This window comes from Microbacterium suwonense, assembly GCF_030296555.1.
Classification (GTDB): Bacteria; Actinomycetota; Actinomycetes; order Actinomycetales; family Microbacteriaceae; genus Microbacterium; species Microbacterium suwonense.
In genome coordinates, this window is the sequence record NZ_AP027728.1 from 1,814,391 (window position 1) to 1,838,615 (window position 24,225).

Below are 24,225 nucleotides of genomic sequence, written 5' to 3' on the forward strand. Positions count from 1 at the left end.
TTGTTCGCGCTGCTGCTCTCAGCATCCGCGCCAGTGATATGCGCAGCACAAGCAGGATTCAGCAACGCGAACGGATGCTGCGCCCGGCCGAGCCCGAGCACCAGGGCACCGATCAGCAGCGCCAGGTGCGGGCCGAACGCCGACTCCATGAAGCCCACTGCCAGACCGAGCGCGGCCACCGCGACCAGAACCACGACCGACGCGGTTCGCGGACCGGCGCGGCCGTCGATATCAGACGCACCCTTGGCCATCACATAGCGGACGAGCGTCACGCCGTGCGGAGCGAAGCGTCGATGAGGACTTCGGCGGCCGACCTCGCCTGCTCGGCCGCGATGGGATCACCGGAGATCGCCGCCGTGCTCTGCGCCCCCTCGGCGAGGATGGAGAGCTGTGCAGCCAGCAGCTCGCTGCCTCCCTTCTCCGCCACGAGGTCCGCCATGTACTGCTGGAAGGAGTTCTTGTGATCGCGCACGATCCCGGCGATCTCCGGGTCCGTGCCGCCCAGCTCACCGAACGCGTTGATGAACGCGCAACCGCGGAAATCGTCCGCGCCGAACCAGTCCTGCAGATAGGCGAAGACGGCTGTCAGCTGTTCGCGCGCCGACGGCCCCGCCGCGTCCACACGGCTTCTCAGACCCTCCTCCCACTGCTCATGGGTGCGCGCGAGGACGCCCTTGACGATGTCGGACTTCGACGGGAACTCGCCGTAGAGCCGTCGCAGTGACACACCGGCCGCCGAGCGCAGCTCATCCATGCCGACGGCTGCGTAGCCCTTGCGGTAGTACAGGTCTCCGGCTGCCGAGAGGATGTTCTCGCGTGTCTCGTCATCAGTCATACGCACAGTCTACTTGACATGAGAACGATCGTTCTCTACTGTGAGGGAATAGCACGCGAGAACGAGCGTTCTCACCATCAACAATCCCCCTTGCGGGGGCCAACGAAAGGATTGCATCATGGCTGTCATCACCGTCGGGACCCAGAACAGCACCGACATCGAGCTGTACTACGAGGACCAGGGCGCGGGTCAGCCGGTCGTCCTGATCCACGGCTATCCCCTGGACGGACACAGCTGGGAGCGGCAGACCCGTGACCTCCTCGCACAGGGCTACCGCGTGATCACGTACGACCGCCGGGGCTTCGGACAGTCGTCCAAGGTGAACGACGGATACGACTACGACACCTTCGCCGCCGACCTGAACACCCTCCTGGAGACCCTGGATCTGCGCGACGTCATCCTGGTCGGCTTCTCGATGGGCACGGGCGAACTCGCCCGTTACGTCGGGCGCTACGGTCACGAGCGCATCGCCAAGCTCGCGTTCCTCGGATCGCTCGGCCCGATGCTCGTCGCTCGCGACGACAACCCGGCAGGTGTCCCTCAGACGGTCTTCGATGACATCGCCGCGACGGCGAAGGGCGACCGTTTCGCCTGGTTCACGGACTTCTACGCGAACTTCTACAACCTCGATGAGAACCTCGGCACGCGCATCAGCCAGGCCGCGGTGGACGGCAGCTGGAACGTCGCCATCGGCAGTGCCCCGGTGGCCGCCTACGCGGTCGTCCCGTCGTGGATCGAGGACTTCCGCTCCGACGTGACCGCAGTCCGCGAGAGCGGCAAGCCGGTTCTCATCCTGCACGGCACCGCCGACCGCATCCTGCCGATCGACGCGACCGCCCGGCCGTTCCACGCCCTGGTGCCTGATGCCACCTATGTCGAGGTCGAGGACGCCCCGCACGGTCTGCTGTGGACCCACGCCGACGACGTCAAGGCGGCCCTCACGGCGTTTCTCCGCAAGTGACCGAAGCGGAGGTCGGGGGCGCGTGTTCCCCGACCTCCACGACAGCAGGCCTGCAGTCCCGCGCATCGGAACGTGAGCACGCCGGCGGCACCTCGCGGCTTTGCGTCTCATTCGCGGCCGGGCAGGCGTCCCCACCCTCCCGCGCGAGCGACCCCCGCCCTCTCGGAGAGCGGGGGTCGACTCGTCGTGGCCGTGAGCGCGACTCAAGGTCGTGCCCTGCGCTCCCCACACGGGCACGTCGTACCTCGTGGCAGAGATCCCACGCGCACAGGCGACGCTCAGGTAGCGGGAGTTCGCTTCCGACGGAGCGGATCGCGTACGGCGCTGTAAATACGTCGCGCGACGTCTCCCGTCAATGCCCTCCGCGATGACGCCGCCGCTGATTAGCCTCGATCGTCCAGCCGAACCGGTTCCCCGCCGGCCGCGCGCCATCACGATCAAGGAGCAGCCAGTGATCACCCCTATGCGACCCCGACCCGGATCGTCCTCGTCGTGACGGCAGTCCCGAGTCCGGTGGAGGTGGTCCGGTGAGAGCCATGGCGTACCGCGGACCGTACAAGATCCGCGTGGAAGAGAAGCCGAGGCCGACGATCCAGCATCCGAACGACGCCATCGTCCGGGTGACGCGCGCCGCCGTCTGCGGCTCGGATCTCCACCTGTTCCACGGCATGATGCCGGACACGCGCATCGGCCACACGTTCGGTCACGAGATCGTCGGGATCGTCGAGGAGGTCGGCCCTTCCGTCGAGACGCTGCAGCGCGGCGACCGGGTGATGGTGCCCTTCAACATCTACTGCGGCTCCTGCTATTTCTGCAGCCGCGGGCTGTTCTCCAACTGTCACAACGTGAACCCGAACGCCACGGCGGTAGGAGGCATCTACGGCTACTCGCACACGACCGGCGGGTACGACGGCGGGCAGGCGGAGTACGTGCGGGTGCCGTTCGCGGATGTGGGGCCGTCGATCATTCCGGAGTGGCTGAGCTCGGAGGACGCCCTCATGCTCACCGATGCGTTCTCGACCGGCTACTTCGGCGCTCAGCTCGGAGACATCGCGATGCACGACACCGTCGTCGTCTTCGGTGCCGGACCGGTGGGCCTGGCAGCCGCCCGGTCGGCGTGGTTCCTCGGCGCGGGCCGCGTGATCGTCGTCGACCACATCGACTACCGGCTGGAGAAGGCGAGAAGCTTCGCGTTCGCGGAGACGATCCACCTCTCGGAGGTGAATGACATCGTGCTCGCGCTGAAGAAGATGACGGGCCACCTGGGAGCCGACGTCGTCATCGATGCGGTCGGCGCCGAGGCTGACGGCAGTGTCCTGCAGCACGTCACGGGAGCGAAGCTGAAGCTTCAGGGCGGGTCACCGGTGGCGGTCAACTGGGCGATCGACTCGGCACGCAAGGGCGGGACCGTCTCGCTGATCGGCGCATACGGCCCGCTGGTCTCCTCCGTCCGACTGGGCGACATCGTCAACAAGGGTCTGACGGTGCGGGCGAATCAGGCACCCGTCAAGCGTCAGTGGCCTCGGCTGCTCGAGCACATCCGCGAAGGACATGTGAACCCCGGCGAGCTCCTCACGCACCGCTTTCCCCTGGAACACATCGCCGAGGCCTACCACGTGTTCTCGGCAAAGCTCGATGGCTGCATCAAACCCGTCATCGTGGTCGGAGAGGAGTGATCATGCCGTACGAGTCAGCGAAGCCCGACCTCACGCCGTCGACAGAGGAACTGCGGGCGAGGATCCCGGGGTGGGGCGCAGACAACGCACCGGAGCATCGTCGAACCTGGCAGCAGCGAGACGACCTCGGGCCGACGGGCGCCCACTGGAGCTTCCCCGAGCGTCAGCCGGACAGTCCGAGCCGCGAACGCTCGATCGAACACGCGATGCTGACACCCGTGTACGGGACGGCCCAGCCGCTGCACGGCGTCTCCGGCCGCATCCGCCGGTTCGCCTACGATCACCTCAGCGAGACGAAGAACCTCCGATGGCTGATCCTCGTGCTCGGCGACCGCACGGAATCCGTCGGCGCCCACGTACGCTCGCTGTTCACCCGGCGCCCTGACCAGCCCTTCACGCAGACGGGCATCCTGGCCGAAGGCCGTCATCACCCGATCGGGTCACGCTTCGGCCGCGGCCGCCTCGACATCAGGCACACCTGGCTCGACCCCATCATCGTCGTCGGGCCCTGGGTGGGGGCCGTCGCCGCTGTGGTCTGCGCACTCCGGTTCGCGGCGAGCCGGCTCCGCGGGTGACAGAGTGGGCATCGGAGGCGGATCGTCGGGGCGAGCCCGGATACGACAAAACCCCCGGAAATCCGGGGGTCCTCCGCTGTAGCGGAGGCGGGACTCGAACCCGCGACCTCACGATTATGAGTCGTGCGCGGGCTACATCTGGTCTTCTGGTCTCGTTCCTGTTTGTCCCGGAATCCGCGGAATCATGCGGATCCGGAGACCGTCCGACGCCTGCTCATGCGGACCAATCAGGCCTGATTCCGTTTGGTTCGTGGGCAAAATGTGGGCAGACGGGAGTGGGCCAAGTGTGGGAAGTCCGTCGTAGCCTGGAGCGTTGAGGCGCATGACCCTAGCAGGGTGGTGCGCTCGGGCCAATCATCGATTGGCTTCATCGCTCCAGTCCCCTTTCAACGACTGGGAAGCCCGTGTTTCCGCGGCATTTTGGAGGCGGGCCCCCATGCTCGTCACGCTCGGAAGACACAGCGAAACTCGTCAGAAACGCCATCCTCGGGATGCTCCGGACACTTTTGGGACACCTAGTGACGCGCCAGATGAGGATGGGCTCTGAACCCGAAACTCTGAGATGCTCCTGGATCTCGTTCATCGCACCTCAAGCTCGACGAGTTCGCTGACCAGCCGTTCGATCCTGCCGCTAGTCGAGCGGACGGCTCGTCACCCCGGCTTGCGGGGTCGTTGAATTCCCCGTACTCGTAGCGATTCCCCGGGAAGCGAGTAGCTAAGCTCCACTTAATGATTGACTTTCCTTGGGAGCGCGCGCTCCCAGACTCTCGGCCTCGTCCGTCAGGCCGGCTAATCTGGCACTATACGTCAGCCCAATCGTTGGCTGCCATCACTCGATCGAATATCTGGCGCGCCTCGTCCTTAGAGACGATGAACGACACTGCCGAGATTGCGACTGGGCAACAAGTGATTGTCCGCGAGGTACTGCGCTACGCTCAACGGGCTGGCGAGATCGATGGCGACGTGCAGGATGCGATCGAGGACGCGGTTAGCAACACGTTCGAACGCAGCGCTTTCGCGATCTCATTTAGTCGCTCTGGCGATGACGTCTCTCAGTGGCAGAGATATGCCGGGGTTGGAGGCGTGGCTATCGCATGGAAGAAGTGGCACTATCCGGTCGTACTCGATCGTACCGGGGTCTATGAGTCCACCGTCAACACGGAGATCGCCGACTATCCGCTTCATTGGCACCGAATGATCTACTCAGAGAAGAAACAGGCTCGCGCTTCGAGGCAAGCACTCAAGCGGGCCGCCGAACTGATGCAGTTCGGAGCCGCGGCCGCGGCTTCCTTCTCTCAGTGGCAGTATGCGAATGTCTGGGCTGCAGACGCAATCACGACCGTGATTCATGGCTCCAAGAATCGTAGCTTTCGTTCGGAGCGTGAGATCCGCTACGCCGTCGGCGATCCCCTAGATCTCAACCTGGTGCACGAATCACTTTCGGGGCGAAAGTACGTCGAGTTAACGGGCGGGAGGGAACTCCATGCCAAAAGAATCAGATCCCCTGAGTACTCCACCAGATCTCCATCGCCGCTTCCTATCGCAGCCGTGCGTCTCGGTCCTGGCGTCGATCGAGACACAGAGTCCCTCGTCCAAGACGCAATGTATCCGGACTATCTGCACGCCCCGATCCTTCGCTCCAGCAGCACACTTCGGACATAGCTTTACCGCGCAACGGCCGCGAAAGCGTGCATCGTCCTGCGCATTCTCAATGGGGTCGCACCGCACACTCCCGGCGCGATCACGTCTGACGGGCTGCAGCGCTGCCGGGAACTCCGCTACGCCCGACTGGGCTCGGCCGCGAGACCTGCCATCCCGCATGAGACGGCAAGCCCCGCGGGGCAGTCTCATGCTGGACGAAGCCTCAGAACCCTGTCACGCCGACTGCAGAGAGGGGCCGCGACGCGCTGCGCCAGCCGCATCCAGGTCTCCACGACCGTGTCGGGGTTGAGTGACATCGACTCGATCCCCTGATCGAGCAGCCAGTCGGCAAGGTCGGGGTGGTCCGAGGGTCCCTGCCCGCAGATGCCGACGTACTTGCCGCGGCGCAGGCAGGCCTCGATGGCCATGGCGAGCATCTTCTTCACCGCAGGGTCGCGCTCATCGAACGTGGCCGCGACCAGCGCCGAATCACGATCGAGCCCGAGGGTGAGCTGGGTCATGTCGTTGGAGCCGATGGAGAATCCGTCGAAGTGGTCGAGGAACTCGTCCGCCAGCAGCGCGTTCGAGGGCACCTCGCACATCATCACCACCTCGAGCCCGTTCTCCCCGCGACGCAGACCATTCTCGGCGAGCAGCTCGATGACCGCGGCACCCTCGGCGACCGTGCGGACGAACGGGATCATGATCTTCACGTTCGTGAGCCCCATGTCGTCGCGCACCCGGCGCAGCGCCTCGCACTCCATGTCGAAGCACTCACGGAAGTCTGCCGAGATGTACCGCGATGCTCCGCGGTACCCGATCATCGGGTTCTCCTCATGCGGCTCGTAGCGGTCGCCGCCGAGCAGGTTCGCGTACTCGTTCGACTTGAAGTCGCTCATCCGCACGATCACCGGCTCCGGGGCGAACGCCGCTGCCAGCATCGAGACGCCTTCGGTCACGCGCTGCACGAAGAACTCGCGCGGCGACGGGTACGCCGCGATGCGCTCGGCGACCTGGTCGTGGAGGTCGGCGGGCAGGTCGTCGAAGTCGAGCAGCGCCCGCGGGTGGATGCCGATCTGACGGTTGATGATGAACTCCAGCCGCGCGAGCCCCACACCGCGGTTGGGCAGGCGGGAGAACGAGAAGGCCTGGTCGGGGGTGCCGACGTTCATCATGATCTTGACCGGCACCTCCGGCATCCGATCCAGGTGCGTCTGCTCCTCGCGGAACTCGAGCAGACCCTCGTAGACGAAGCCGTCATCGCCCTCGGCGCAGGACACGGTGACGTCGAGTCCGTCGGGCAGCACCCGTGTGGCATCCCCCGTGCCGACGACCGCGGGGATGCCGAGCTCGCGGGCGATGATCGCGGCGTGACAGGTGCGCCCACCGCGATCGGTGACGATGGCGGAGGCCTTCTTCATGATCGGCTCCCAGTCGGGGTCGGTCATGTCGGCCACCAGCACGTCACCGGCGCGGAAGCGCGCCATGTCCTCGATGCCGCGCAGCACGCTGACGGCGCCCGATCCGATCTTCTGCCCGATCGCCCGTCCGGTGGCGAGCACATCGCTGCGCTCTGTCAGCACGAACCGCCTCATCACGTTCGCATCCGCCCGTGAGACGACCGTCTCCGGTCGCGCCTGAAGGATGTAGAGCTTGCCGTCGCCGCCGTCGCGCGCCCATTCGATGTCCATCGGGCGCCCGTAGTGCTGCTCGATCGTGACGGCGTGACGAGCGAGTTCCTCGACCTCGGCATCCGTGATGCTGAACAGCCGGCGCCGGTCGGCCGGGACGTCCTCGAAGACGGTCGTCCCGCCCACCTGATCGCTGTCCGTGTACCGCATCGCGATCGCCTTCTCCCCCACCGCGCGCTTCAGGATCGCGGGGCGGGAGGCTGCGAGCGCAGGCTTGTAGACGTAGAACTCGTCGGGGTTCACGGCGCCCTGCACCACGGCTTCACCGAGGCCGTAGGAGCTGGTGATGAACACGGCGTCCGGGAAGCCGGACTCGGTGTCGACGGTGAACATCACCCCGGACGCTCCGATGTCGGAGCGGACCATCCGTTGAACGCCCACCGACAGCGCGACGTCGTGGTGGTCGAAGCCGTTGTGCACCCGGTAGGCGATCGCGCGGTCGTTGTAGAGAGAGGAGAAGACCTGCCTGACGGCCTGCAGGATGTTGTCGACGCCGGAGATGTTGAGGAAGGTCTCCTGCTGGCCCGCGAACGATGCATCGGGGAGATCCTCGGCGGTGGCGGAGGAGCGCACCGCCCAGGAGACGTCGTCCGGAGCGGGGTCGTTGTCGACGAGTCGCGTGCAGGCGGCGCGGATGTCGCGCTCGATGTCGGCCGGCAACGGCTGCTGCTCGATCCACTCGCGCACGACGGCACCGACCCGGGAGAGCTGGGTGACGTCATCGACGTCGATCTCCTCCACGGCGGTGCGGATGCGGGTGTCCAGCCCGTCGGAGGCGAGGAAGGCGCGATAGGCATCCGCGGTCGTCGCGAACCCACCGGGCACGCGCACGCCGAGGTCGGCGAGGTTCGAGACCATCTCGCCGAGCGAGGCGTTCTTGCCGCCGACCTGGGGCAGGTCGGCCATGCCGACCTCGTCGAACCAGAGGATGTTGCTCATAGCGCTTCTTCTTTCGATCGGGTCACGCGCGCAGCTTCATGGTCTGCATGATGACCGCGGACATCTCCTCGACACTTTTGGTCGAGGAGTTCAGGAAGGGGACACGGTTGCGCCGGTAGAGGTCTTCGGCACGGCGCAGCTCGATCGTGCACTGCTCCAGGCTGGAATAGCGCGAGCTCGGGCGACGCTCATGGCGCACCTGGCTCAGTCGCAGCGGCGTGGTCGTCAGGCCGAAGCAGCGCGCGCCGTACTTCGCGACCGAGCGCGGCAGGCCCTCGGTCGGGAAATCATCGTCGGTGAGCGGGTAGTTCGCCACCCGCAGGCCGTGCTGCAGGGCGAGATACATGGTCGTCGGAGTCTTGCCGCAGCGCGACGGCGCGATGAGGACGACGTCGGCCTGGTCCAGGGCGCGGGAGCTCTGCCCGTCGTCGTGCTCGATCGCGTACTCGACAGCCCGCATCCGTGCGAAGTAGCGGTCGGTGTCGCCGAGGCCGTGATACGCGCCGAGCTGCTCGGATGCCGTCACACCGAGCGCCTGCTCGAGCTCGGTCAGGTGCCCGGCGAGCAGGTCGATGACCGTGGCTTCGGAGGCCCCGAGGATGCTGCGCAGCGCCGCCTGTTTCACCGTGATGAACAGAAGCGGTTCGCGGCCCGCTGCCGCGTCCTTGTCGATGCTGGCGACGACCGCGCGCGCCTCAGCGTCCGTGTCGACGAACGGGATGGTGTGCTTGAGGAAGCGGAAGCCCGGGAAGTTCGCCAGGAGGGCGTTGCCCAGGGTTTCAGCGGTGACACCCGTGCTGTCCGACACGAAGTACGCGGCGCGGGTGGCATCGACGATCTCGGTCATACGAGCACCCTATGAAGCTTCCGAGGTTTCCAATGCCTAGAACGCGCGAAGGAATAAGCGTTCTTTCGTAATCGGCAACCATCCCGCACGACAGCCCCTTTCCACCTCTGTCATTGCGCCTTGCTCATTTTCTCGTTATCATACGCATAGATCGAATGATCAGTTTCAATCCGAATGCAATGAAGCACGTAGGGAGCCGATTCGATGTCCACCGAGACAGTGAAGCCGCACTTGACAAGGGAGTGGGCCGAGAACAATCTCCGCCTGTTCTCCGTGAGCGCCGACGATGTGATCGCCCAGTGGGCGGATGAGGTGATGTTCGAGGATCCGATCCTCGAACAGGTGCACCACGACCGCGAGGTGCTGCGCCAGTCGTTCATCCGCTACTCCAACAAGGACCCGGAAAACGGCATCGGCATCCACACGTTCACCGTCGAGGAGTTCCTCTCCGAGCCCGGTCAGAACCCGATCGTCTACCGCTGGAAGTGGGTGCTGAAGCACGCGTCGGACTTCCTTGGCGTTCCGACGAATGGCAAGACGATTGTGACGACGGGCGTGAACATCGATTGGTTCGATGACGACGGCAAGGTCGTCCGCGAAGTCGCGTACTGGGACTTCGTCAAGCCGGCACTCGACCTCGGGCTACCGGTTCTCAATTCCGAATACTGGGAAGAAGAAGCAAAGGAGCAACAGAAATGAACAAGGAATGGGCCGAGAACTACCTCGCATCGTTCGCGACGAAGGATCTCGTCGTCGACACGTTGTGGGCGGACGATGAGAAGTTCCAGACGGAGAACCCCATCACCGGTGAGGTTCACTACGGCAAGGAGATCTATCGCGAAGGCTTCACGCCGTACGCGAACGACGACCCTGACAACGGTGTCGGCATCCACAAGTTCACCCTGGTGGAGTTCTTCTCGGGACCGAACCCCGCGGTCTACCGCTGGCGTTGGGATTGCACTGGTGCCAAGTCGTTCCTCGGGCTCCCGACAAACGGCAAAGACATCGTCACCACGGGCGTGAACACCGACTGGTTCGATGAGGACGGCAAGGTCATCCGCGAGGTCGCGTACTTCGACTTCCTCACTCCGTCGATCGAGACCGGCAACCTCGGCTACGCCGTGCGCGACCCGCTGCTCGCCGGCGGACGCCTGGATGACGAGGAGACGTCAGCCACCGCGTGATCCAGGGCTGGATGAGAGGGCCCCGACCTGCACAACGAATGCAGGTCGGGGCCCTCTGTCTGCAACGACTTACCTTCTGCGACGAGTCTCGCCTCAGTCGTCACTCCAGGTGGATGATCACGACGCCCGCGACGATCAGCCCGATCCCGAATATCATGCGTGGCGGGAGGTCGTCACCGAACAGCACCTTGGCGAGAACGACGACGACAGCGACTCCGACGCCGGCCCAGATGCCATACGCGATGCCCACCGGCATCCCCATCGCCAACGCGGCCCAGAGGAGCAGGTAAGCCGCAGTGTAGCCCGCGGTCACGGGCGCGACATAGCGCCGGTCCTCGAAACCCTTGGACGCATTCAGTGCAAGAGTCGCCGCAACCTCACAGGCGATCGCACCGGCAAGCACGAACCACATCATTGGGCTCCGCTCGTGGACTCGCCGCGCGATCCGAACTCGACGAGTGCGACTCCCCCGACGATCAGTCCGATCCCGAGCGCATCACTCCAGGTGAGCAGCTCACCGAAGATCACGGCGGCGGCAACAGCGGTGAGCACGATGCCGCACGCCGACCAGATTCCGTAGGCGACGCCGATCTTCATCCCCGCCCTCAGCGTCAGCGCGAGAAAGAAGAATGCCGCCACGTAGCCGACCGCGGCCACCGCCAGCCAAGGCGCGCTGTCGTTCGCCGCACGCAGGCTCAACGTCGCACAGACCTCAGCGACGATCGCTCCTGAGAGAAGAACTCTGCCCCTGCGCATGGCACCCCCTCGACGTTGAGAAGCATATCGGATGTATGGATCTATCTATGTTCATGATAATCTTAGTTATTCGTCAATGGAGAGGAAGCGGAATGGACCGCATCGTGATCGCCGGCGCATCTATCGCCGGCGTGTCCGCAGCGCGAGAGCTGCGCCGCCACGGTTACCAGGGTTCGATCGCCCTGATCGACCAGGATCCGCTCGTCGCCTACCGGCGACCAGAAGTCTCCAAGGGCCTCCTGAGCGGCGCGGTATCGACCGAAACCATGAAGGTGCCGACTCCGGCGGACCTCGATCTAGCGCTCATGTCGGGCGCGACTCTCGAGGGCCTGGACCCGCAGGCCCAGACGGTCCACGTCGCCGACATCGAGGGTGTGACTCAGAAGGTCGGGTATGACCGGCTCGTGATCGCGACGGGTTCTGAAGCCCGCCCCAGCCCGTTCTCTCCGACCCTGCAACGCGTGCACACACTGCGCACAAGCGCCGACGCGCTCGCGATGAAGGCGGACCTCGATCGCGCCAAAGACGTCGTCATCGTCGGCGCGGGATTCATCGGTCTCGAAGTCGCCGCCGTCGCTCGTTCCCTCGGAAAGTCCGTCACGGTCATCGAGGCAGCCGAGATCCCGCTGTCGCGAGTGCTGGGTGACACCTTCGGCACGCACATCGCTCAGAAGCACCGCACCGCCGGGGTGAATCTCGTGCTCGGCGACGGCGTGGCGCGACTCGGCAGCGGAGGCGACGGAACAGTCTCCCACGTCGAGCTCACAAGTGGCGGGATCGTCCCCGCCGACGTCGTCCTCGTCGCGATCGGATCCCGCCCCGCCACAGCCTGGCTCGAGAACTCAGGGCTCCCGCTCGGCGACGGCGTCGAACTCGACGAGACGTGTGCAGTGCACGGCTTCGAGGGCACGATCGTGGCTGCGGGAGACGTCGCGTCATGGACGAACCCGCTCTACGAGCGTCGCATGCGCGTCGAGCACTGGACCAACGCCATCGAGCAGGCGGCCTATGCCGCCCGCCGGATCCACGGCGCGCACGACCCAGCGGGCTTCAGCAGCGCGCCATACTTCTGGTCTGATCAGTTCGGCCAGAAGATTCAGAGCATCGGCTCTTCCTTCGGGTTCACCGACGAGACCGTGCTCGACCAGACGGACGACGCCATTCTCGTCGCGTACAGCCGAGGCGACCGGTTGCTGTCGATCGCCGGCATGAACGCCGGCACTCGAGTGATGATGATGCGCAAGCACGTGCTCGACGGAGTGCCCGTCGACTCGCTCGAGGTTGCCGCCTGAGAACACAGCGGTGACGCTGCCCGGCGCAATGAAGGGGACGAGGTGTGAACCTCGCCCCCTTCATTGCGTGAATCCCTTATCGATCAGTCACGTATGCCCGCACGTTCGAGCACCAGCTGAGCTACGCGGTAGTCCGGCATGGTCACGACGCGACCGTCCACGACTGCAGCCGGCTTGCCTTCGCTGAGGGCGCTCTCATACGCGCTGCTGGTCGCGCGCGCACGCTCCACCGCACTCGGCGACGGACGCATGACCTCGTTGATGATCGGCAGATGCGCCGGAGTCACCGCGATGCACGCGGTGTAGCCGAGGTCGGCCCAGGTGCGCACCAGCTGGGCGACCTTCGTCGTGTCCTTGTAGTCGGGTATGAGTGAGCCACCGGTCGCGAACAGACCGTGAGCCGCAGCGGCGACCGCGATGCGCGAGCGCGCATATCCCGTCGTCAGCTCCGACAGCGCGCCGTCGTCGTCGAACGGTCGCGAGCCCATTTCCGCGGCGAGATCGACGTACCCGTAGTGCAGCCCGTCGACTGCTGCGTGCGCTGCCACGCGGTCGACTTCGGTCAGGGCACGCGGGGTCTCGATCATCACATGCAGGCCACGTCGCCGGCCCCCGCCTCCAGAATTCCGGCGACGGCGTCGAGTTCGTCGACCTCGTCGAGTTTCGGATAGGAGACCACGAAGTCGGTGTCGACGGCGGCGAGCGCTTCGAGATCATCGCGTCCCCACGGACTCGCGAGGTTGTTGCAGCGAACGATGATGCGCCGTCCGCCGAAGTAATCCGGTTCACGCAGCGCCGCCACGATGGCGTCGCGCGCCGCTGCCTTCGTCGACGGCGCAGCGGAGTCCTCGAGGTCGAGCATGATCGCATCGACCGCAAGCTCCGGCACCTTCGACCAGTACTTGTCGTTGAGAATGGGGACTTCTATGACACTCACCATCGAGGCGTACGCCCGCCGGGCTTCCTTCTGCGTCACGTCACTGCCCCTCGGCGAAATGCGCCTGGAGCTCCTCGAGGAACTTGTCGGGCTGCTCACGAGGAACGTAGTGTCCCGTCTCGAACCAGACGGCGCGCGCGTTCGGCATGACGGTCGTCATCCGCTCCACGAGCGCCTCGTCCAGCACGTTGCTGGTGCGTCCAACCATCAACAGCGTGGGCATCGTCGCTTTCGCGGACATGTCCCAGAGATACGGGATGTCCGGAAGGCTTGCCGAGCCGGTGATCCACTGCACGTCGGGATCCGCCTTCAGCACGAGTTTGCCGGCCCAGTTGCGCCGCAGCTGGTGCTCGACATGAAGGTCGATGAGCTCTTCGACCCACTCCGGGTGCTCATTCTTGTAGTAGTCCCACGCCTCCTGTGCATTGCGGAATCCGCGAATGGACACCGTCCTCTGAATAAAGTCGCGCATGTACTCGGCGCCCGCCCGCGTTGTCTCGGGACCTGCGTCGGACAGCGACAGAGTCTTCACCCGGTCAGCGTGCTCCCCGGCGTAGGCGATGGCCACGCGCACGCCCGCGGAGTGGCCAACCAGATGGAAGGGAGCGACGATGCCGAGTTCGTCGACGAGGGCCGCGATGTCGTTCATCAGCGTGCGAACGCGATACCCGTTCTTGCTCCAGTCGCTCTCGCCGTGACCACGCAGATCCGGAGCGATCACTCGATGATCCTTTGCGAGCCCGCGGGCGACCAGGTCCCACGTATGCGCCTGCACGTTGAGACCGTGGATCAGGATCACGGGCTCTTTGCTGGGGTCTCCCCACTCGACGTAGTGAATACGAGTACCGCCTGCGTTGACGTAACCGTCCTGGTAGTCCTTCACGTGCTCTTCCCTCTCGTTGGTTTCTTCTTCAGATCACACCGGCTGTGCGCAGCCGATCGAGTTCTTCCGCGCTTCGCGCCAGCATCTCTCCGTAGACCTGCTGATTGTGCTCACCCAGCGCAGGTGCGGAATGCCGCACAGCGCCCGGGTGATTGACCATGCGCGGCACGACGTTCTGCATGCGCACCTCACCCAGATCGGGGTCATCCACGGTGACGACAGCATCGAGCTCGCGGTAAGTCGGATCCTTGAGGATGTCCTCGACGGAAAAAATGGCGGATGCCACTACTTCGAGGCGCTCCATCTCATCCAGGCACTCTGCGAGCGTGTGCGCGGAGATCCACTCCGCGAGCAGTGCATCCAGGTGCTCTCGCCGCTCGGCCTGCATGGCTGAGGTCGCGTAGTCCTCCACATGCTGCCCGAGCAGCTCGGCGACGTTGCGGACGGACCGCGGGGTCCCGGATGTCACGGTCATCCACTCGCCGTCACCCGTCCGGAACGTGTTGATCACCGCGGCGGGCGCGGCCTGAAGGCTGTTGCCCACGCGTTCCGGGCTCCGCCCGAGCTGGTCGTGGAAGATGACCTGCCATTCGATGAGCCTGTAGAGCGACTCGAACAGCGACAGGTCGATCCACTCGCCCTGGAAATCGGGATCGTGGTCCCGTCGGTACAGCGCTGCCATGATCGCGTAGGCGCCCATGAGACCCGTGACTGAGTCGCCATGGGAGAAGCCGGTGTGCACCGGCGGGCCGTCCGGGAATCCGGTGATGTTCACGACGCCGCTCATCGCCTCGCCGACCTTGCCGAATCCGGGGCTGTTGCGCTTGCTCGACACCAATCCGAATCCGGTGACCTGCAGCATGATCAACCGAGGGTTGATGCGCTGCAGGCTGGTGAAATCGAGTTGCCAGCGCTCGAGTGTCGCCGCGCGGAAGTTCACGATGACGACGTCGGCCCAGCGCACCAGATCCCGTGCGAGCTCACGCCCCTCCTCGTTGCGGAGATCCAGAGTCACCGAACGCTTGTTCCGCGCTGACACCTTCCACCAGAGATGAATGCCGTTCTTCGTCGGGCCCGCTTTGCGCTGCGGGTCGCCGTGCGCGGGGTCCTCCACGTGCACGACGTCCGCGCCGAGGTCCGCCAGCAGCGTGCCCGCCAGCGGGCCGGCGATCACATGGGCGAACTCGACGACCTTCAACCCGCTCAGCGTGGCGTTGTCTTTTCCCTTGTCAGTGATATTCATTGATCCATTCCCATCCGTTTCGCGTGCGGCTCTCCGTCGAGCCGTCACACCGCCCAGTCCGACACCGGATCAGGGAAGACACTCGCCGCCTGAGGTGCGGTGCGCCGGTACATCATGAATGTCCGCAGGTACTGCACGACGGTCTCGCCGCGCTGGTTGATCCCTCGCGTGCGGATCGAGACGATCCCCTGGTGCGGCCGCGACTGCGATTCGCGTTTGCCTATGACCTCGCTCTCAGACCAGAGGGTGTCGCCGGCGAACACCGGCGTAGGCATCGAGATCGAGTCCCATGCGAGGTTGGCCATGGCGTTCTCACTCGTATCCGCGACGGAGAGACCGACCACGATCGACAGAGTCAGGCACGAATTGACCAGCGGCTCCTTGAACTCGGTCTTCGCCGCGAACTCCGCGTTGAAGTGCACCTGGTTCGTGTTTCCGGTCAACAGGGTGAACCAGGTGTTGTCGACCTGATCGATCGTGCGTCCGAGCCGGCTCCGGTAGACGTCGCCCACTTCCATGTCTTCGAAGTACCGCCCGCGCCATTCCTTGGGCGCCATCGGCTCCATCTCATCCATTTCGTTCTGCCTCCTCCATCCGTCGCGCCCGCGCGAGGATCTGTTGGGCCCGCATGATCACGGGTCGATCGACAAATGCTCCATCGGGAGCGATACCCACGCCGGAGACGCTCTCCGCCATTGCGCGCGCGATCTCGACCACTTCACGGGCTCGATCGACGGTCGCGATGTTCGGGGTGTGCTCGTCGTTCGCGATCCCGACCTGGTCGGGATGAATGCATGCTTTCGCGCTGAACCCCAACGCACTCCCCCGCCGCGTCGACACGCGCATGCCCTCGGGGTCTCTGACATCGAGATGCACGGCGTCGATGGGTGCCTCGATTCCCGCCGCTGCTGATGCCATCGCGAGTCTGGCGCGCGGGTAGGCGAGTTCGGTCTCCGCAAGGGTGAGCTCCAGCCCGAGATCGGCTGCGAGGTCCGCCGAGCCCAGCATGAGTCTGCGGACTCGGGGTCCTGCGCGACGGCCAGCGCCTCCTCTACACCGATCGCCGTTTCGATCAGGGCGATCAGGGGCCCCGGCACCTCGCTTGCGTTCGGAAGGCCGGAACGCGATGCCTTCGGCACCATGACGGCGGCCAGACCTCCGAGTTCCTCCATCAGGTCCCGATCGTCGGCCCACCATGCTGTGTCGACGCCGTTAGGTCGGATCACGATCGGCTTGAGCCCCCACGCGGAGGTGTCGAGGCGTCGAAGCACCGCGCGCGCCTCACTCTTCATCTCGGGGTGAACGGCATCCTCCAGGTCGATCACCACCGCATCGGCAGGGCTCCGGAGCGCCTTCTCGATGCGCCCCTCGTCGATCGCTGAGACGAAGAGCAATGATCGCCACCCGTACTCCACTGTTAACACCTCCTGTTCCGAATTATCATTATCACGAATTTTTGGACACACGATCCCGCCGTTCTCCAGACCGAAACAGGCTCGCGCCGCTCACCGGCGCCGGGTCATTCCTTGACTAGCTCTGGAGTTCGATGGCGAGGGCGGGGCACATCGCGGCAGCCCGCTCCACCTCGTCGAGGTCGCCCTCATCGATGACGTCCTGCTTGAGGATGACGAGACCGTCGTCATCGAGGTCGAAGTACTTGGGCGATACTGCCACGCAGTTACCGGCGCCGATGCAGCGCTCTCGGAAGATCTCGATTGCCATGATTGCCTTTCTGAGTATGGGGTGCGCGAAGTCACCACGTGATCGGGAGCGCCTTGACGCCGTAGATCATCGAATTGCGGAACTCGATCTGCCCTTCAGGCACAGCGAGCGCGAGATTCGGGAAGCGCTTTAGCAGGCGCGTGAACGCCACCTGAAGTTCGAGTCGGGCAAGATTCTGCCCGAGGCACTGATGGATCCCGAAACCGAAAGCGACGTGGTCACGCGCGTCGCGAGTGATGTCAAACCGATGCGGGTCCGTGAAGACCTCTGGATCGTGGTTCGCCGCCGGAACCGGCGCGAGTATGCCCGACCCGGCAGGGATGACCTGATCGCGGATGGCCACGTCCTCCGTGGCCACGCGCGAAGCGACGTGATGCGCGACGGACAGGTAGCGCAGCATCTCCTCGATCGCAGATGTCGCGAGGCCCTCGTCGGCGCGGAGCATCGCCGCCTGATCCGGGTGACGCAGCAACAGGATCGTACCGAGCGCGAGCATGTTCGCCGTCGTGTCGAAGCCGCCGACGATGAGCAGATTCAGGATGCCGAGCAGCCCCGAGTTCTCGATGTTGCCGGCCTCGAGCTGCTCGGTGACGAGCTTGCCGACCAGGTCGTCGGTGGGGTTCTTGATGCGCTGCTGGACGAGGTCGTCGAGGTACGCGGTCATCTCGGCTGCTGCAGCGGCAGACACCGCAGGCGGGCTGTCCAGGTCCATCCAGCGGTTGACCATGTCGAGCAGACCCGGCCCCTCGCTCTCCGGGAGTCCGAGGATCTCGCAGATCGCGATCGAAGGAAGCGGCTCGGCGAACACGGTGAGGAAGTCGACAGGGGCACCGTCCGCGCCGAGCTCTGCCATACGGTCCAACAGCAGATCCACGACGCGCTCGACGAACGGACGCAGCTTCGCGACCTCGGGAACGGACAGGGCACGAGCGACCATCCGCCGCTGCCGAAGGTGCTCGGCGCCGTCCATGCGGATGAACCCGCGCTGAGATCCGCGCGAGGCCTCGTGGTTCGCGCTGGAGTTCGGATACCCGGGGATGCTGGAATTCGCCGACATCGCGGGGTTGCGAAGCAGGTTGCGGATATCCTCATGCCGGGTGGCCATCCACGCCTGCGAGTCGTTCCACAGCCGCACTGGCGTCACACCGCCGGACGCGCGCGCCTCATCGAAATCCGGGGCCGGAAGCAGGGGATCCTGCCGGGTGAACGGCCACTTGTACTCTCGTGTTACCGCAGCGGATGCTTTTGTGCTGGTAGACATCGGTGTCTCCTATCTATGCGTATGATAGTACCATATATCGAGGGGTGATGAACATGAACGCTTCCCACGAGAACAGTGATCAGATGACCCGGGGACTGACGTGGAACGTCAAGGACTCACTGCTCGCGTACGTCTCACGGCTGGCCGACGGCGCCGTGCTCGTTGACGGGGGTGCGGAGTTCACGGCCGATGGCAGCATCCGGTTCCCGCACTCCCCGGTTGCGAACGATGACGGCGCTGCATCCGGCCCCACGTTCACGTTCAGCGGTTCACTCACCCTCTCCGGACACGACGAGCTCCTCCATATCTCCATCGAAGGACCAGCAGTCAGCGTGATGGGCGACGAGATCGAGGTGAGCGGCGTGGACGCGTTGACCGGCATGCGAGTCACGATCGCTCTGGGCACGGTGACGAGCCGACGAGAGACCGACGACGATCTCGTGGTCGAGGCCTCATCCCTCGCCCTCCAGGAGTCGGCGACCGAACTCTTCGCGCACCAATACCCCCTCGGCACGATCCTCTCGCCTCTGCTCATGTGCGTTCCTCTTCGCCGGCCCGTGTGACCGCGCCTCAGAGGCGCTCGGCGCCCTGAGTCACAGCTCCTGCCGCATCGTCGCGCACGTCTTCCCCCAGAGGATCGACCGCTCGACGACGCAGCACGACCACGCCGATCGCGGCGATGGCACTCACGGCCGCCGAGATGATCGCGAGCGTCGGCCATGATCCGCCCTCGGCGATTATCCAGGTCGCGACGAACGGCGTGAAACCACCCGCCAGCGCCCCCAGTTGCATGCCGACCGAGATCCCGGTCACACGCACATCCGTGCGGAACATCTCGGAGTAGTACGCGGGCACCACACCGACGATGGCGGCCTGGCCGAAGTTGAGTACGGCCATCATGCCCAGGAAGACCCAGAACGGCATGACCGTGTGAAGACTCAGGAAGAACGCGAACAGGAAGGCACTCTGCAGAATCAGCCCGATGATCAGCACGGGCTTTCGACCGATGCGATCGGAGAGCGCCCCCACAGGATCATCGCGACGACATTCGTCAGCGTGACGATGGTCAGCGAGTGCAGAAGATACTCGTTGACGAGGACGTCGATGCTGTAGGCGTAGTTCAGTGAGAAAACTGTCACGAGGTAGAACGCGATGTTCTGCGCCGCGAAGACGAACATGCTGACGAGGATCGCCTTCGGATGCTTGCGGAAAACCTCGACGAACGGCAGTCGCCGTACCTGCTTGTCCGTCGCGGCTTGCGCCTTGACGAAGTCCTCCGGCTCGGCGATCGAGCGGCGGACGACGAAGCCGACGAGGAGCACGACGATGCTCGCCAGGAAGGGGATGCGCCACCCCCAGGCCGCGAACTGGTCTTCGGGCAGAAGGACGACCATCGCGAATATGAACGATCCGAGCGCGGTACCGGCGTTGGTCCCGGCTGTCGAGAACGCGCCGAGGAAGCCGCGTCGTCGCCGCGGCGCCGCCTCGACCGCGAGCGCAGCCGCCCCGCCGAGCTCGCCGCCCGCGGCGAGCCCCTGGATGATGCGCAGCACCACAAGCAGAACTGGCGCAAGCAGGCCGACCTGCGCGTAACTGGGCAGCAGCCCCATGCAGAATGTCACGCCGCCCATTAGCCACAGCGTGAGCACCAGCATCCGCTTCCGGCCGTATCGGTCGCCGATGTGCCCGAACAGCACGGCGCCGGCGGGCCGGGCGAGGAAGGCCACACCGAACGTGGCGAACGCCGCGAGTGTGCCGGTGACGGGATCGAGGTCGGGGAAGAACAACTTCGGGAAGACGAGCGCGGCTGCAGCCCCGTAGATGAAGAAGTCGTAGAACTCCATCACTCCGCCGACGAAGCTGGCCGCGGCTGATCGCTTCGCCTGAGAGCCGATCTGGCCCGTTCGATTTGTCATGTGATTCTCCTCGTGTCGTCTTTGACCGTCAGTTGTCAGCCAGCACGCGCGCCGCGATGACTATCTGCTGAATCTCGTTCGTGCCCTCTCCGAGCACGAGCAGCGGAGCGTCGCGATACAGACGCTCGACCATGAACTCCTGGGAATACCCGTACCCGCCGTGGATGCGCATGGCCTCCGATGCGTTCTCCATCGCCACCTCGGTCGCGAAGAGCTTCGCCATGCCCGCTTCCAGGTCGGCACGCGCACCGGTCGCCTTCAGTTCCGCGGCTTCAAGCATGAGCAACTCCGCGGCGCGGAGGTTCGTCGCCATCTTGGCGATCTTCATCTGGATCGCCTGGTGCTTCGCGATGGGCTTGCCGAAGGTCTCGCGCTCCTTCGCGTACTTGACGGCCTGCTCGAGTGCGCAGGTGGCCAAGCCCACCGCGCGCGCCGCGACATTCACCCGACCGAGTTCGACCGCCGCCATGAACTGCTTGAACCCCTGGCCGACCATCTCCTCGCCTCCGAGCACGGCTGTGGCCGGAACGCGGAACCCGTCGAACACGATCTCGGTGGACTCCACGCCCTTGTACCCCAGCTTCTTGAGCTGCGGAGGCACGGTGATGCCAGGCTGTTCCGACACCGACGGCTCCTTCTCGATGAGGAACGCCGTCATGCCTCGGTGGCGCGGCTCGGCCGTGGGGTCCGTGACGGTGAGGATCATGGCGAGGTCTGCGCGCAGGCCGTTCGTCGCCCACATCTTCTGGCCGGTGATCACGTATTCATCGCCGTCGCGCACCGCACGCGTGCGGATCGCCTGGACGTCGGACCCTGCATGCGGCTCGGTCATCGAGTACGCGCTGCGGCTCTCCCCGGTTGCCATGCGCGGGAGATACGTCGCCTTCTGCTCCTCAGTGCCGTAAGTCATCAGCATCCACGCCGCCATGAAGTGGGTGTTGATGACTCCCGAAAGCGAGATCCATCCGCGGGACAGTTCCCGCACGATCAGGGCATACGTGTACAGATCAAGGCCCAGGCCCCCGAACTCCTCGGGGATCGTGATGCCGAACAGGCCGATCTCCTTCATCTGCTCGACGAGATCGGTAGGGAATTCGTCGGCGTGGTCGAACTTCGACGCGACCGGCAGAACCTCCCTGTCCACGAACTCGCGAACCAGGGCAACAAGTTCTTTTTGCTCGGCCGTCAATTCCTTCATCGGAACGCTCCTGTCTGGCGCATGGAATCCTCGTCAATTTCATTGCTTCGTACTATGATAATGGATCGATGGAACCAGAAATACCATTGGAGCGCAATGTCTGCTGAAACCGAGCCCGCCCGCGCGGCGGCTGACCTCCTGCGCGGACGCTCTACGGTCACGATCATGACCGCGATGTCACCGCAGGAACCGCATTCGGCGATCCGCAAGCTCCTGGCCGAGGCGCGCCGCTTCGACATCGAGGTCACCCTGTTGACGGCCTGCATCGATGGCTCGCTCGCGTACCTCACGGATGAGGACGTCATCTCGATCCGGGAGCGTCGGCTCCATCTGGTGACGCTGGCCGGCGGGGTTCCCCGAGCGCTCGGGGCGCTGGCCGACAGCATCCCCCAGTCGCTGTGGAACATCGATCGCATGCTGCAGGACGGGACGATCGCGTGCGACATCTATGTCGTGCGCGCGACCGCGACGCCCGAGGGCGGAATCGACGTCGGAGCCGCAGTCGCATTCACCCCCACGATGCTCGCCCAGCCGGCGGTGCAGACGATCGTCGAATTGGATGCGACGGGGCCGCACGGTCTCTGCGACGATAACCTCGACTGGAGTCGCTGCCTGGTCTGGGCATCGGATGAGCTTCACGGTGACGAAGCAGCATCGCCGGAGCCTGCCGCGCGGGCGGGTTCGGCTGCCGACCCCGCGCAGGTGCGGATCGCCGAGCACGTCGCGCAATTGGTTCCCGAGGATGCGACGGTCCAACTGGGCATCGGGTCACTGGCGGATGCCATCGCGACGGCGCTGCGGACCGGTCCGTCGGCCGGCATCCATTGCGGCTCCGTTCCCGGCGGTGTGCTGATGCGGATTCGCCAGGGCGAATTCGCCCGCGCGACCGACCACGCGGATGCCGGGCTGCAGATCGCCACCAGCCTCGCCGAGACGCCGGCGAGGTCGGGGCACCGTGTCCCGGACAGCGTCCGGCTGCGACCGATCGGGTATACGCACGACCCGGAAGTGCTCGCCGGCATCCCCGTGCTGTGGGCGATCAACTCCGCCCTGAGCATCGACGTCCGGGGGCAGGTGAACTCGGAATGGATCTCCGGCGCTCGCGTGGCATCGGCTGGCGGGCTGAGGGACTTCACGGCCGGGGCGCAGCGCTCATCGGGCGGCGGGTCCGTCGTCGCGCTGCCGTCACGAACCCGTTCCGGTCACTCGCGCATCCTCGCGATGCTCGAAGCACCCGCGGCGGTGTCCGCGGGCGGTCACGAGGTCGGCTATCTGGTCACAGAGTACGGCGTCGCGACGCTGCACGGGCGCACGCAGGCGCAGCGAGCTGAGAGCATCATCGCCATCGCTCATCCTGACGACCGCGATGCCCTCAGCCGCGGAGTCTGACGGTTACCCCGTGGGGAAATCGGCCCCGGCGAGCGCGACGGGCTCGAGCGCGTGGATCCGGGCGCTCACTGCCACATGGTCGGGGTGCGCGAGATAGGCCGCCAAGCGCCCCTGGTCCTCGAACACACCATACAGAGCGATCTTGTGCTGCAGAGCGCCGTCGGCACCGCGCGCAACACCCGCGCTCAGCGAGACGACACCCGGAAGAGCTGACAGCGCATTGATGTCCGCGCAGATGTCGTGCAGCGCGGTCAGCTCCGCCGACTTCGGGTCGTACTGGACGATCGCGAGGTGCGCGATCACAGCGTGGCCTCGCTTCCGATGCCCGCCTTCTGCAGGAGGCGGTACTCGAATGCGTTGTCCACGGCCTCGTAGTAGTCGAGCAGTCGGTGATCCGCATCTTGCTGGCCCATGACCGCGCTCCAGTTGTCGCGCACCTTCTCGGGAGTGATGGTCGGGTCGGCGAATCCCAGCGGCGACGCGTAGACCAGAACGGCCACGCGGCCGCCGCTGATGCTGAACGCCTGGCCGGTGGCGGGGCACTCGTCCGACGCGAGGATACACGCGCCGAGAGCGATGTGGTCGGGGCCGGTATATCGCTCCATGTAGTCGAGAGTGGTCGTGCCGGGGATCACCGGAGCGACCATCCGCGTCACGGCAAGCGGGAGAATCGCGTTGGCTTTGATGCCGTGCGCGGCACCGGCACCGGCCATCTGACGGGTGGCGGCGATCACCGCACCCTTGGCGATCGCGTACGAGCCGTACCAGGTGCCGTCCGGCTGCACGAAACCAAGCGCGCCGGCGGAACTGGTGTTGACGATCCGGCCGTAACCCTGCGCCGCCATGTGCGGCCACGCGGCGCGCACCGTCATCAGCTGGCCTTCGAGGTGAACGGCCATATGCGACTGGTAGGCGGGACCCGGCTCATCCTGAATGGCGTCGGCAGCGTTAATTCCGGCATTGTTGACGATGATGTCGATCCGGCCCCATTCGTCGATAGCCTGCTGCACCATCTCGTCGGCGCCTGCCGCGTCGGCGACGCTGCCGCGGTTGGCGATCGCCTCTCCGCCGAGAGCGACGATCTCGTCGACCACGGCCTGAGCACGATCGTCGTCCTCGGCCTCATTCTTGATCGACACCGCGTAGTCGTTGACCACGACCTTCGCCCCTCGTGAGGCGAGGGTCAGTGCGTGCGCTCGACCGATCCCGCCGCCAGCACCGGTGACGAGAGCCACTCGGCCGTCGAATCGAATCTCTGCTGACATTGCTGTCTCCCTCT

The 24,225-nt window shown here is 65.2% G+C and carries 27 protein-coding genes and 1 pseudogene; 9 read left to right on the forward strand and 19 right to left on the reverse strand.

The genetic code is table 11. The features are described from left to right. Positions 1 to 268: 268 nt before the first annotated feature. The gene (locus QUE33_RS09065; RefSeq protein ID WP_286299314.1) at positions 269 to 835 is read right to left on the reverse strand and encodes a TetR/AcrR family transcriptional regulator; all 567 of its coding nucleotides are present in this window, start codon (positions 833 to 835) and stop codon (positions 269 to 271) included. A 118-nt stretch (positions 836 to 953) separates the two neighbouring features. On the opposite strand from QUE33_RS09065, the gene QUE33_RS09070 reads away from it, so the two are divergent. The 4 genes from QUE33_RS09070 (at position 954) to QUE33_RS09085 (ending at position 5,709) form a co-directional block, all read left to right on the forward strand. Continuing rightward, positions 954 to 1,796: an alpha/beta fold hydrolase gene (locus tag QUE33_RS09070; RefSeq protein WP_286299315.1), complete on the forward strand. Its 843-nt coding sequence runs from the start codon at positions 954 to 956 to the stop codon at positions 1,794 to 1,796. 527 nt (positions 1,797 to 2,323) lie between these two features. Further along, positions 2,324 to 3,472, forward strand: a complete 1,149-nt coding sequence (locus QUE33_RS09075; protein ID WP_286299316.1) for a zinc-dependent alcohol dehydrogenase — start codon at positions 2,324 to 2,326, stop codon at positions 3,470 to 3,472. 2 nt (positions 3,473 to 3,474) lie between these two features. Further along, a complete protein-coding gene (locus tag QUE33_RS09080) occupies positions 3,475 to 4,047 on the forward strand; it encodes a hypothetical protein (RefSeq protein WP_286299318.1) in 573 nt (190 codons plus the stop codon). Between the two features lie 870 nt (positions 4,048 to 4,917). Continuing rightward, complete coding sequence (locus QUE33_RS09085) at positions 4,918 to 5,709, forward strand: DUF2971 domain-containing protein (RefSeq protein ID WP_286299319.1); 792 nt, start codon at positions 4,918 to 4,920, stop codon at positions 5,707 to 5,709. A gap of 185 nt (positions 5,710 to 5,894) precedes the next feature. Here QUE33_RS09085 and ppsA read toward each other — a convergent pair whose 3' ends face one another. Both ppsA and QUE33_RS09095 read right to left on the reverse strand, forming a co-directional pair. Beyond that, positions 5,895 to 8,318, reverse strand: coding sequence for a phosphoenolpyruvate synthase (gene ppsA, locus QUE33_RS09090; protein WP_286299321.1), 2,424 nt, complete (start codon positions 8,316 to 8,318; stop codon positions 5,895 to 5,897). A 22-nt stretch (positions 8,319 to 8,340) separates the two neighbouring features. Next, complete coding sequence (locus QUE33_RS09095) at positions 8,341 to 9,165, reverse strand: pyruvate, water dikinase regulatory protein (protein WP_286299323.1); 825 nt, start codon at positions 9,163 to 9,165, stop codon at positions 8,341 to 8,343. A gap of 273 nt (positions 9,166 to 9,438) precedes the next feature. On the opposite strand from QUE33_RS09095, the gene QUE33_RS09100 reads away from it, so the two are divergent. Then, on the forward strand, positions 9,439 to 9,864 hold the full coding sequence (locus QUE33_RS09100) for an ester cyclase (protein ID WP_286299324.1): 426 nt from the start codon (positions 9,439 to 9,441) through the stop codon (positions 9,862 to 9,864). Continuing rightward, positions 9,861 to 10,349 carry an ester cyclase gene (locus tag QUE33_RS09105; RefSeq protein ID WP_286299326.1) on the forward strand — a complete coding sequence of 163 codons (489 nt, stop codon included), beginning with the start codon at positions 9,861 to 9,863 and terminating at the stop codon, positions 10,347 to 10,349. Before QUE33_RS09100 ends, QUE33_RS09105 begins: the two co-directional genes overlap by 4 nt. A 100-nt stretch (positions 10,350 to 10,449) precedes the next feature. On the opposite strand, the gene QUE33_RS09110 is transcribed toward QUE33_RS09105, so the two are convergent. Then, positions 10,450 to 10,764, reverse strand: a complete 315-nt coding sequence (locus QUE33_RS09110; RefSeq protein ID WP_286299327.1) for a DMT family transporter — start codon at positions 10,762 to 10,764, stop codon at positions 10,450 to 10,452. Next, a complete protein-coding gene (locus QUE33_RS09115) occupies positions 10,761 to 11,105 on the reverse strand; it encodes a DMT family transporter (RefSeq protein ID WP_286299328.1) in 345 nt (114 codons plus the stop codon). The genes QUE33_RS09110 and QUE33_RS09115 overlap by 4 nt, the downstream gene beginning before the upstream one ends. Positions 11,106 to 11,197: 92 nt before the next feature. On the opposite strand from QUE33_RS09115, the gene QUE33_RS09120 reads away from it, so the two are divergent. Then, on the forward strand, positions 11,198 to 12,397 hold the full coding sequence (locus QUE33_RS09120; RefSeq protein ID WP_286299330.1) for an NAD(P)/FAD-dependent oxidoreductase: 1,200 nt from the start codon (positions 11,198 to 11,200) through the stop codon (positions 12,395 to 12,397). A gap of 83 nt (positions 12,398 to 12,480) precedes the next feature. Here the strand turns inward: QUE33_RS09120 and QUE33_RS09125 are convergent, their stop codons facing one another. The 9 genes and pseudogenes from QUE33_RS09125 to QUE33_RS09160 all read right to left on the reverse strand — a co-directional run bounded on the left by QUE33_RS09125 (position 12,481) and on the right by QUE33_RS09160 (position 18,443). Continuing rightward, on the reverse strand, positions 12,481 to 12,984 hold the full coding sequence (locus QUE33_RS09125) for an aldolase/citrate lyase family protein (RefSeq protein WP_286299331.1): 504 nt from the start codon (positions 12,982 to 12,984) through the stop codon (positions 12,481 to 12,483). Continuing rightward, positions 12,984 to 13,373, reverse strand: coding sequence for an aldolase/citrate lyase family protein (locus tag QUE33_RS09130; RefSeq protein WP_286299332.1), 390 nt, complete (start codon positions 13,371 to 13,373; stop codon positions 12,984 to 12,986). The genes QUE33_RS09125 and QUE33_RS09130 overlap by 1 nt, the downstream gene beginning before the upstream one ends. Before the next feature lies 1 nt (position 13,374). Further along, positions 13,375 to 14,217, reverse strand: a complete 843-nt coding sequence (locus tag QUE33_RS09135; RefSeq protein WP_286299335.1) for an alpha/beta fold hydrolase — start codon at positions 14,215 to 14,217, stop codon at positions 13,375 to 13,377. Positions 14,218 to 14,245: 28 nt separating this feature from the next. Continuing rightward, positions 14,246 to 15,460 (reverse strand): CaiB/BaiF CoA transferase family protein, encoded by a 1,215-nt coding sequence (locus QUE33_RS09140; protein ID WP_286299337.1) that lies wholly within the window; start codon positions 15,458 to 15,460, stop codon positions 14,246 to 14,248. A gap of 44 nt (positions 15,461 to 15,504) precedes the next feature. Beyond that, complete coding sequence (locus QUE33_RS09145; protein ID WP_286299339.1) at positions 15,505 to 16,035, reverse strand: MaoC family dehydratase; 531 nt, start codon at positions 16,033 to 16,035, stop codon at positions 15,505 to 15,507. Then, positions 16,028 to 16,468, reverse strand: a complete 441-nt coding sequence (locus tag QUE33_RS09150; protein ID WP_286299341.1) for an aldolase/citrate lyase family protein — start codon at positions 16,466 to 16,468, stop codon at positions 16,028 to 16,030. Before QUE33_RS09150 ends, QUE33_RS09145 begins: the two co-directional genes overlap by 8 nt. 179 nt (positions 16,469 to 16,647) lie before the next feature. After that, a pseudogene (locus QUE33_RS16150) lies at positions 16,648 to 16,926 on the reverse strand (aldolase/citrate lyase family protein); the annotation flags it as partial. A 64-nt stretch (positions 16,927 to 16,990) separates the two neighbouring features. Next, on the reverse strand, positions 16,991 to 17,182 hold the full coding sequence (locus QUE33_RS09155) for a ferredoxin (protein WP_286299342.1): 192 nt from the start codon (positions 17,180 to 17,182) through the stop codon (positions 16,991 to 16,993). A 31-nt stretch (positions 17,183 to 17,213) separates the two neighbouring features. Further along, positions 17,214 to 18,443 carry a cytochrome P450 gene (locus tag QUE33_RS09160; protein ID WP_286299344.1) on the reverse strand — a complete coding sequence of 410 codons (1,230 nt, stop codon included), beginning with the start codon at positions 18,441 to 18,443 and terminating at the stop codon, positions 17,214 to 17,216. Between the two features lie 83 nt (positions 18,444 to 18,526). Between QUE33_RS09160 and QUE33_RS09165 the strand changes: the two genes are divergently transcribed. Then, the gene (locus QUE33_RS09165) at positions 18,527 to 19,006 is read left to right on the forward strand and encodes an HtaA domain-containing protein (RefSeq protein ID WP_286299346.1); all 480 of its coding nucleotides are present in this window, start codon (positions 18,527 to 18,529) and stop codon (positions 19,004 to 19,006) included. Between the two features lie 7 nt (positions 19,007 to 19,013). On the opposite strand, the gene QUE33_RS09170 is transcribed toward QUE33_RS09165, so the two are convergent. Genes QUE33_RS09170 through QUE33_RS09180 form a run of 3 tightly spaced genes read right to left on the reverse strand, consistent with a single transcriptional unit; the run spans position 19,014 to position 21,557 of the window. Next, complete coding sequence (locus QUE33_RS09170) at positions 19,014 to 19,436, reverse strand: MFS transporter (RefSeq protein WP_286299348.1); 423 nt, start codon at positions 19,434 to 19,436, stop codon at positions 19,014 to 19,016. Further along, positions 19,430 to 20,359: an MFS transporter gene (locus QUE33_RS09175; RefSeq protein WP_286299350.1), complete on the reverse strand. Its 930-nt coding sequence runs from the start codon at positions 20,357 to 20,359 to the stop codon at positions 19,430 to 19,432. Before QUE33_RS09175 ends, QUE33_RS09170 begins: the two co-directional genes overlap by 7 nt. Positions 20,360 to 20,387: 28 nt before the next feature. After that, positions 20,388 to 21,557 (reverse strand): acyl-CoA dehydrogenase family protein, encoded by a 1,170-nt coding sequence (locus QUE33_RS09180; RefSeq protein WP_286299351.1) that lies wholly within the window; start codon positions 21,555 to 21,557, stop codon positions 20,388 to 20,390. 96 nt (positions 21,558 to 21,653) lie between these two features. Here QUE33_RS09180 and QUE33_RS09185 point away from each other — a divergent pair, with 96 nt between their 5' ends. Further along, a complete protein-coding gene (locus QUE33_RS09185) occupies positions 21,654 to 22,946 on the forward strand; it encodes an acetyl-CoA hydrolase/transferase C-terminal domain-containing protein (protein ID WP_286299352.1) in 1,293 nt (430 codons plus the stop codon). A 3-nt stretch (positions 22,947 to 22,949) separates the two neighbouring features. Here QUE33_RS09185 and QUE33_RS09190 read toward each other — a convergent pair whose 3' ends face one another. Then, complete coding sequence (locus tag QUE33_RS09190) at positions 22,950 to 23,249, reverse strand: Dabb family protein (RefSeq protein WP_286299354.1); 300 nt, start codon at positions 23,247 to 23,249, stop codon at positions 22,950 to 22,952. Then, positions 23,246 to 24,211: an SDR family NAD(P)-dependent oxidoreductase gene (locus QUE33_RS09195; protein ID WP_286299355.1), complete on the reverse strand. Its 966-nt coding sequence runs from the start codon at positions 24,209 to 24,211 to the stop codon at positions 23,246 to 23,248. The genes QUE33_RS09190 and QUE33_RS09195 overlap by 4 nt, the downstream gene beginning before the upstream one ends. Between the last annotated feature and the right edge of the window lie 14 nt (positions 24,212 to 24,225).

Coding starts and splice junctions, on each gene's coding strand:
- QUE33_RS09195 (WP_286299355.1), bottom strand. CDS start 24,211: ATGTCAGCAGAGATTCGATTCGACGGCCGAGTGGCTCTCGTCACCGGT.
- QUE33_RS09105 (WP_286299326.1), top strand. CDS start 9,861: ATGAACAAGGAATGGGCCGAGAACTACCTCGCATCGTTCGCGACGAAG.
- QUE33_RS09085 (WP_286299319.1), top strand. CDS start 4,918: ATGAACGACACTGCCGAGATTGCGACTGGGCAACAAGTGATTGTCCGC.
- QUE33_RS09120 (WP_286299330.1), top strand. CDS start 11,198: ATGGACCGCATCGTGATCGCCGGCGCATCTATCGCCGGCGTGTCCGCA.
- QUE33_RS09180 (WP_286299351.1), bottom strand. CDS start 21,557: ATGAAGGAATTGACGGCCGAGCAAAAAGAACTTGTTGCCCTGGTTCGC.
- QUE33_RS09125 (WP_286299331.1), bottom strand. CDS start 12,984: ATGATCGAGACCCCGCGTGCCCTGACCGAAGTCGACCGCGTGGCAGCG.
- QUE33_RS09145 (WP_286299339.1), bottom strand. CDS start 16,035: ATGGATGAGATGGAGCCGATGGCGCCCAAGGAATGGCGCGGGCGGTAC.
- ppsA (WP_286299321.1), bottom strand. CDS start 8,318: ATGAGCAACATCCTCTGGTTCGACGAGGTCGGCATGGCCGACCTGCCC.
- QUE33_RS09150 (WP_286299341.1), bottom strand. CDS start 16,468: ATGCTGGGCTCGGCGGACCTCGCAGCCGATCTCGGGCTGGAGCTCACC.
- QUE33_RS09070 (WP_286299315.1), top strand. CDS start 954: ATGGCTGTCATCACCGTCGGGACCCAGAACAGCACCGACATCGAGCTG.
- QUE33_RS09165 (WP_286299346.1), top strand. CDS start 18,527: ATGACCCGGGGACTGACGTGGAACGTCAAGGACTCACTGCTCGCGTAC.
- QUE33_RS09155 (WP_286299342.1), bottom strand. CDS start 17,182: ATGGCAATCGAGATCTTCCGAGAGCGCTGCATCGGCGCCGGTAACTGC.
- QUE33_RS09140 (WP_286299337.1), bottom strand. CDS start 15,460: ATGAATATCACTGACAAGGGAAAAGACAACGCCACGCTGAGCGGGTTG.
- QUE33_RS09160 (WP_286299344.1), bottom strand. CDS start 18,443: ATGTCTACCAGCACAAAAGCATCCGCTGCGGTAACACGAGAGTACAAG.
- QUE33_RS09185 (WP_286299352.1), top strand. CDS start 21,654: ATGTCTGCTGAAACCGAGCCCGCCCGCGCGGCGGCTGACCTCCTGCGC.
- QUE33_RS09110 (WP_286299327.1), bottom strand. CDS start 10,764: ATGATGTGGTTCGTGCTTGCCGGTGCGATCGCCTGTGAGGTTGCGGCG.
- QUE33_RS09095 (WP_286299323.1), bottom strand. CDS start 9,165: ATGACCGAGATCGTCGATGCCACCCGCGCCGCGTACTTCGTGTCGGAC.
- QUE33_RS09175 (WP_286299350.1), bottom strand. CDS start 20,359: ATGACAAATCGAACGGGCCAGATCGGCTCTCAGGCGAAGCGATCAGCC.
- QUE33_RS09080 (WP_286299318.1), top strand. CDS start 3,475: ATGCCGTACGAGTCAGCGAAGCCCGACCTCACGCCGTCGACAGAGGAA.
- QUE33_RS09115 (WP_286299328.1), bottom strand. CDS start 11,105: ATGCGCAGGGGCAGAGTTCTTCTCTCAGGAGCGATCGTCGCTGAGGTC.
- QUE33_RS09065 (WP_286299314.1), bottom strand. CDS start 835: ATGACTGATGACGAGACACGCGAGAACATCCTCTCGGCAGCCGGAGAC.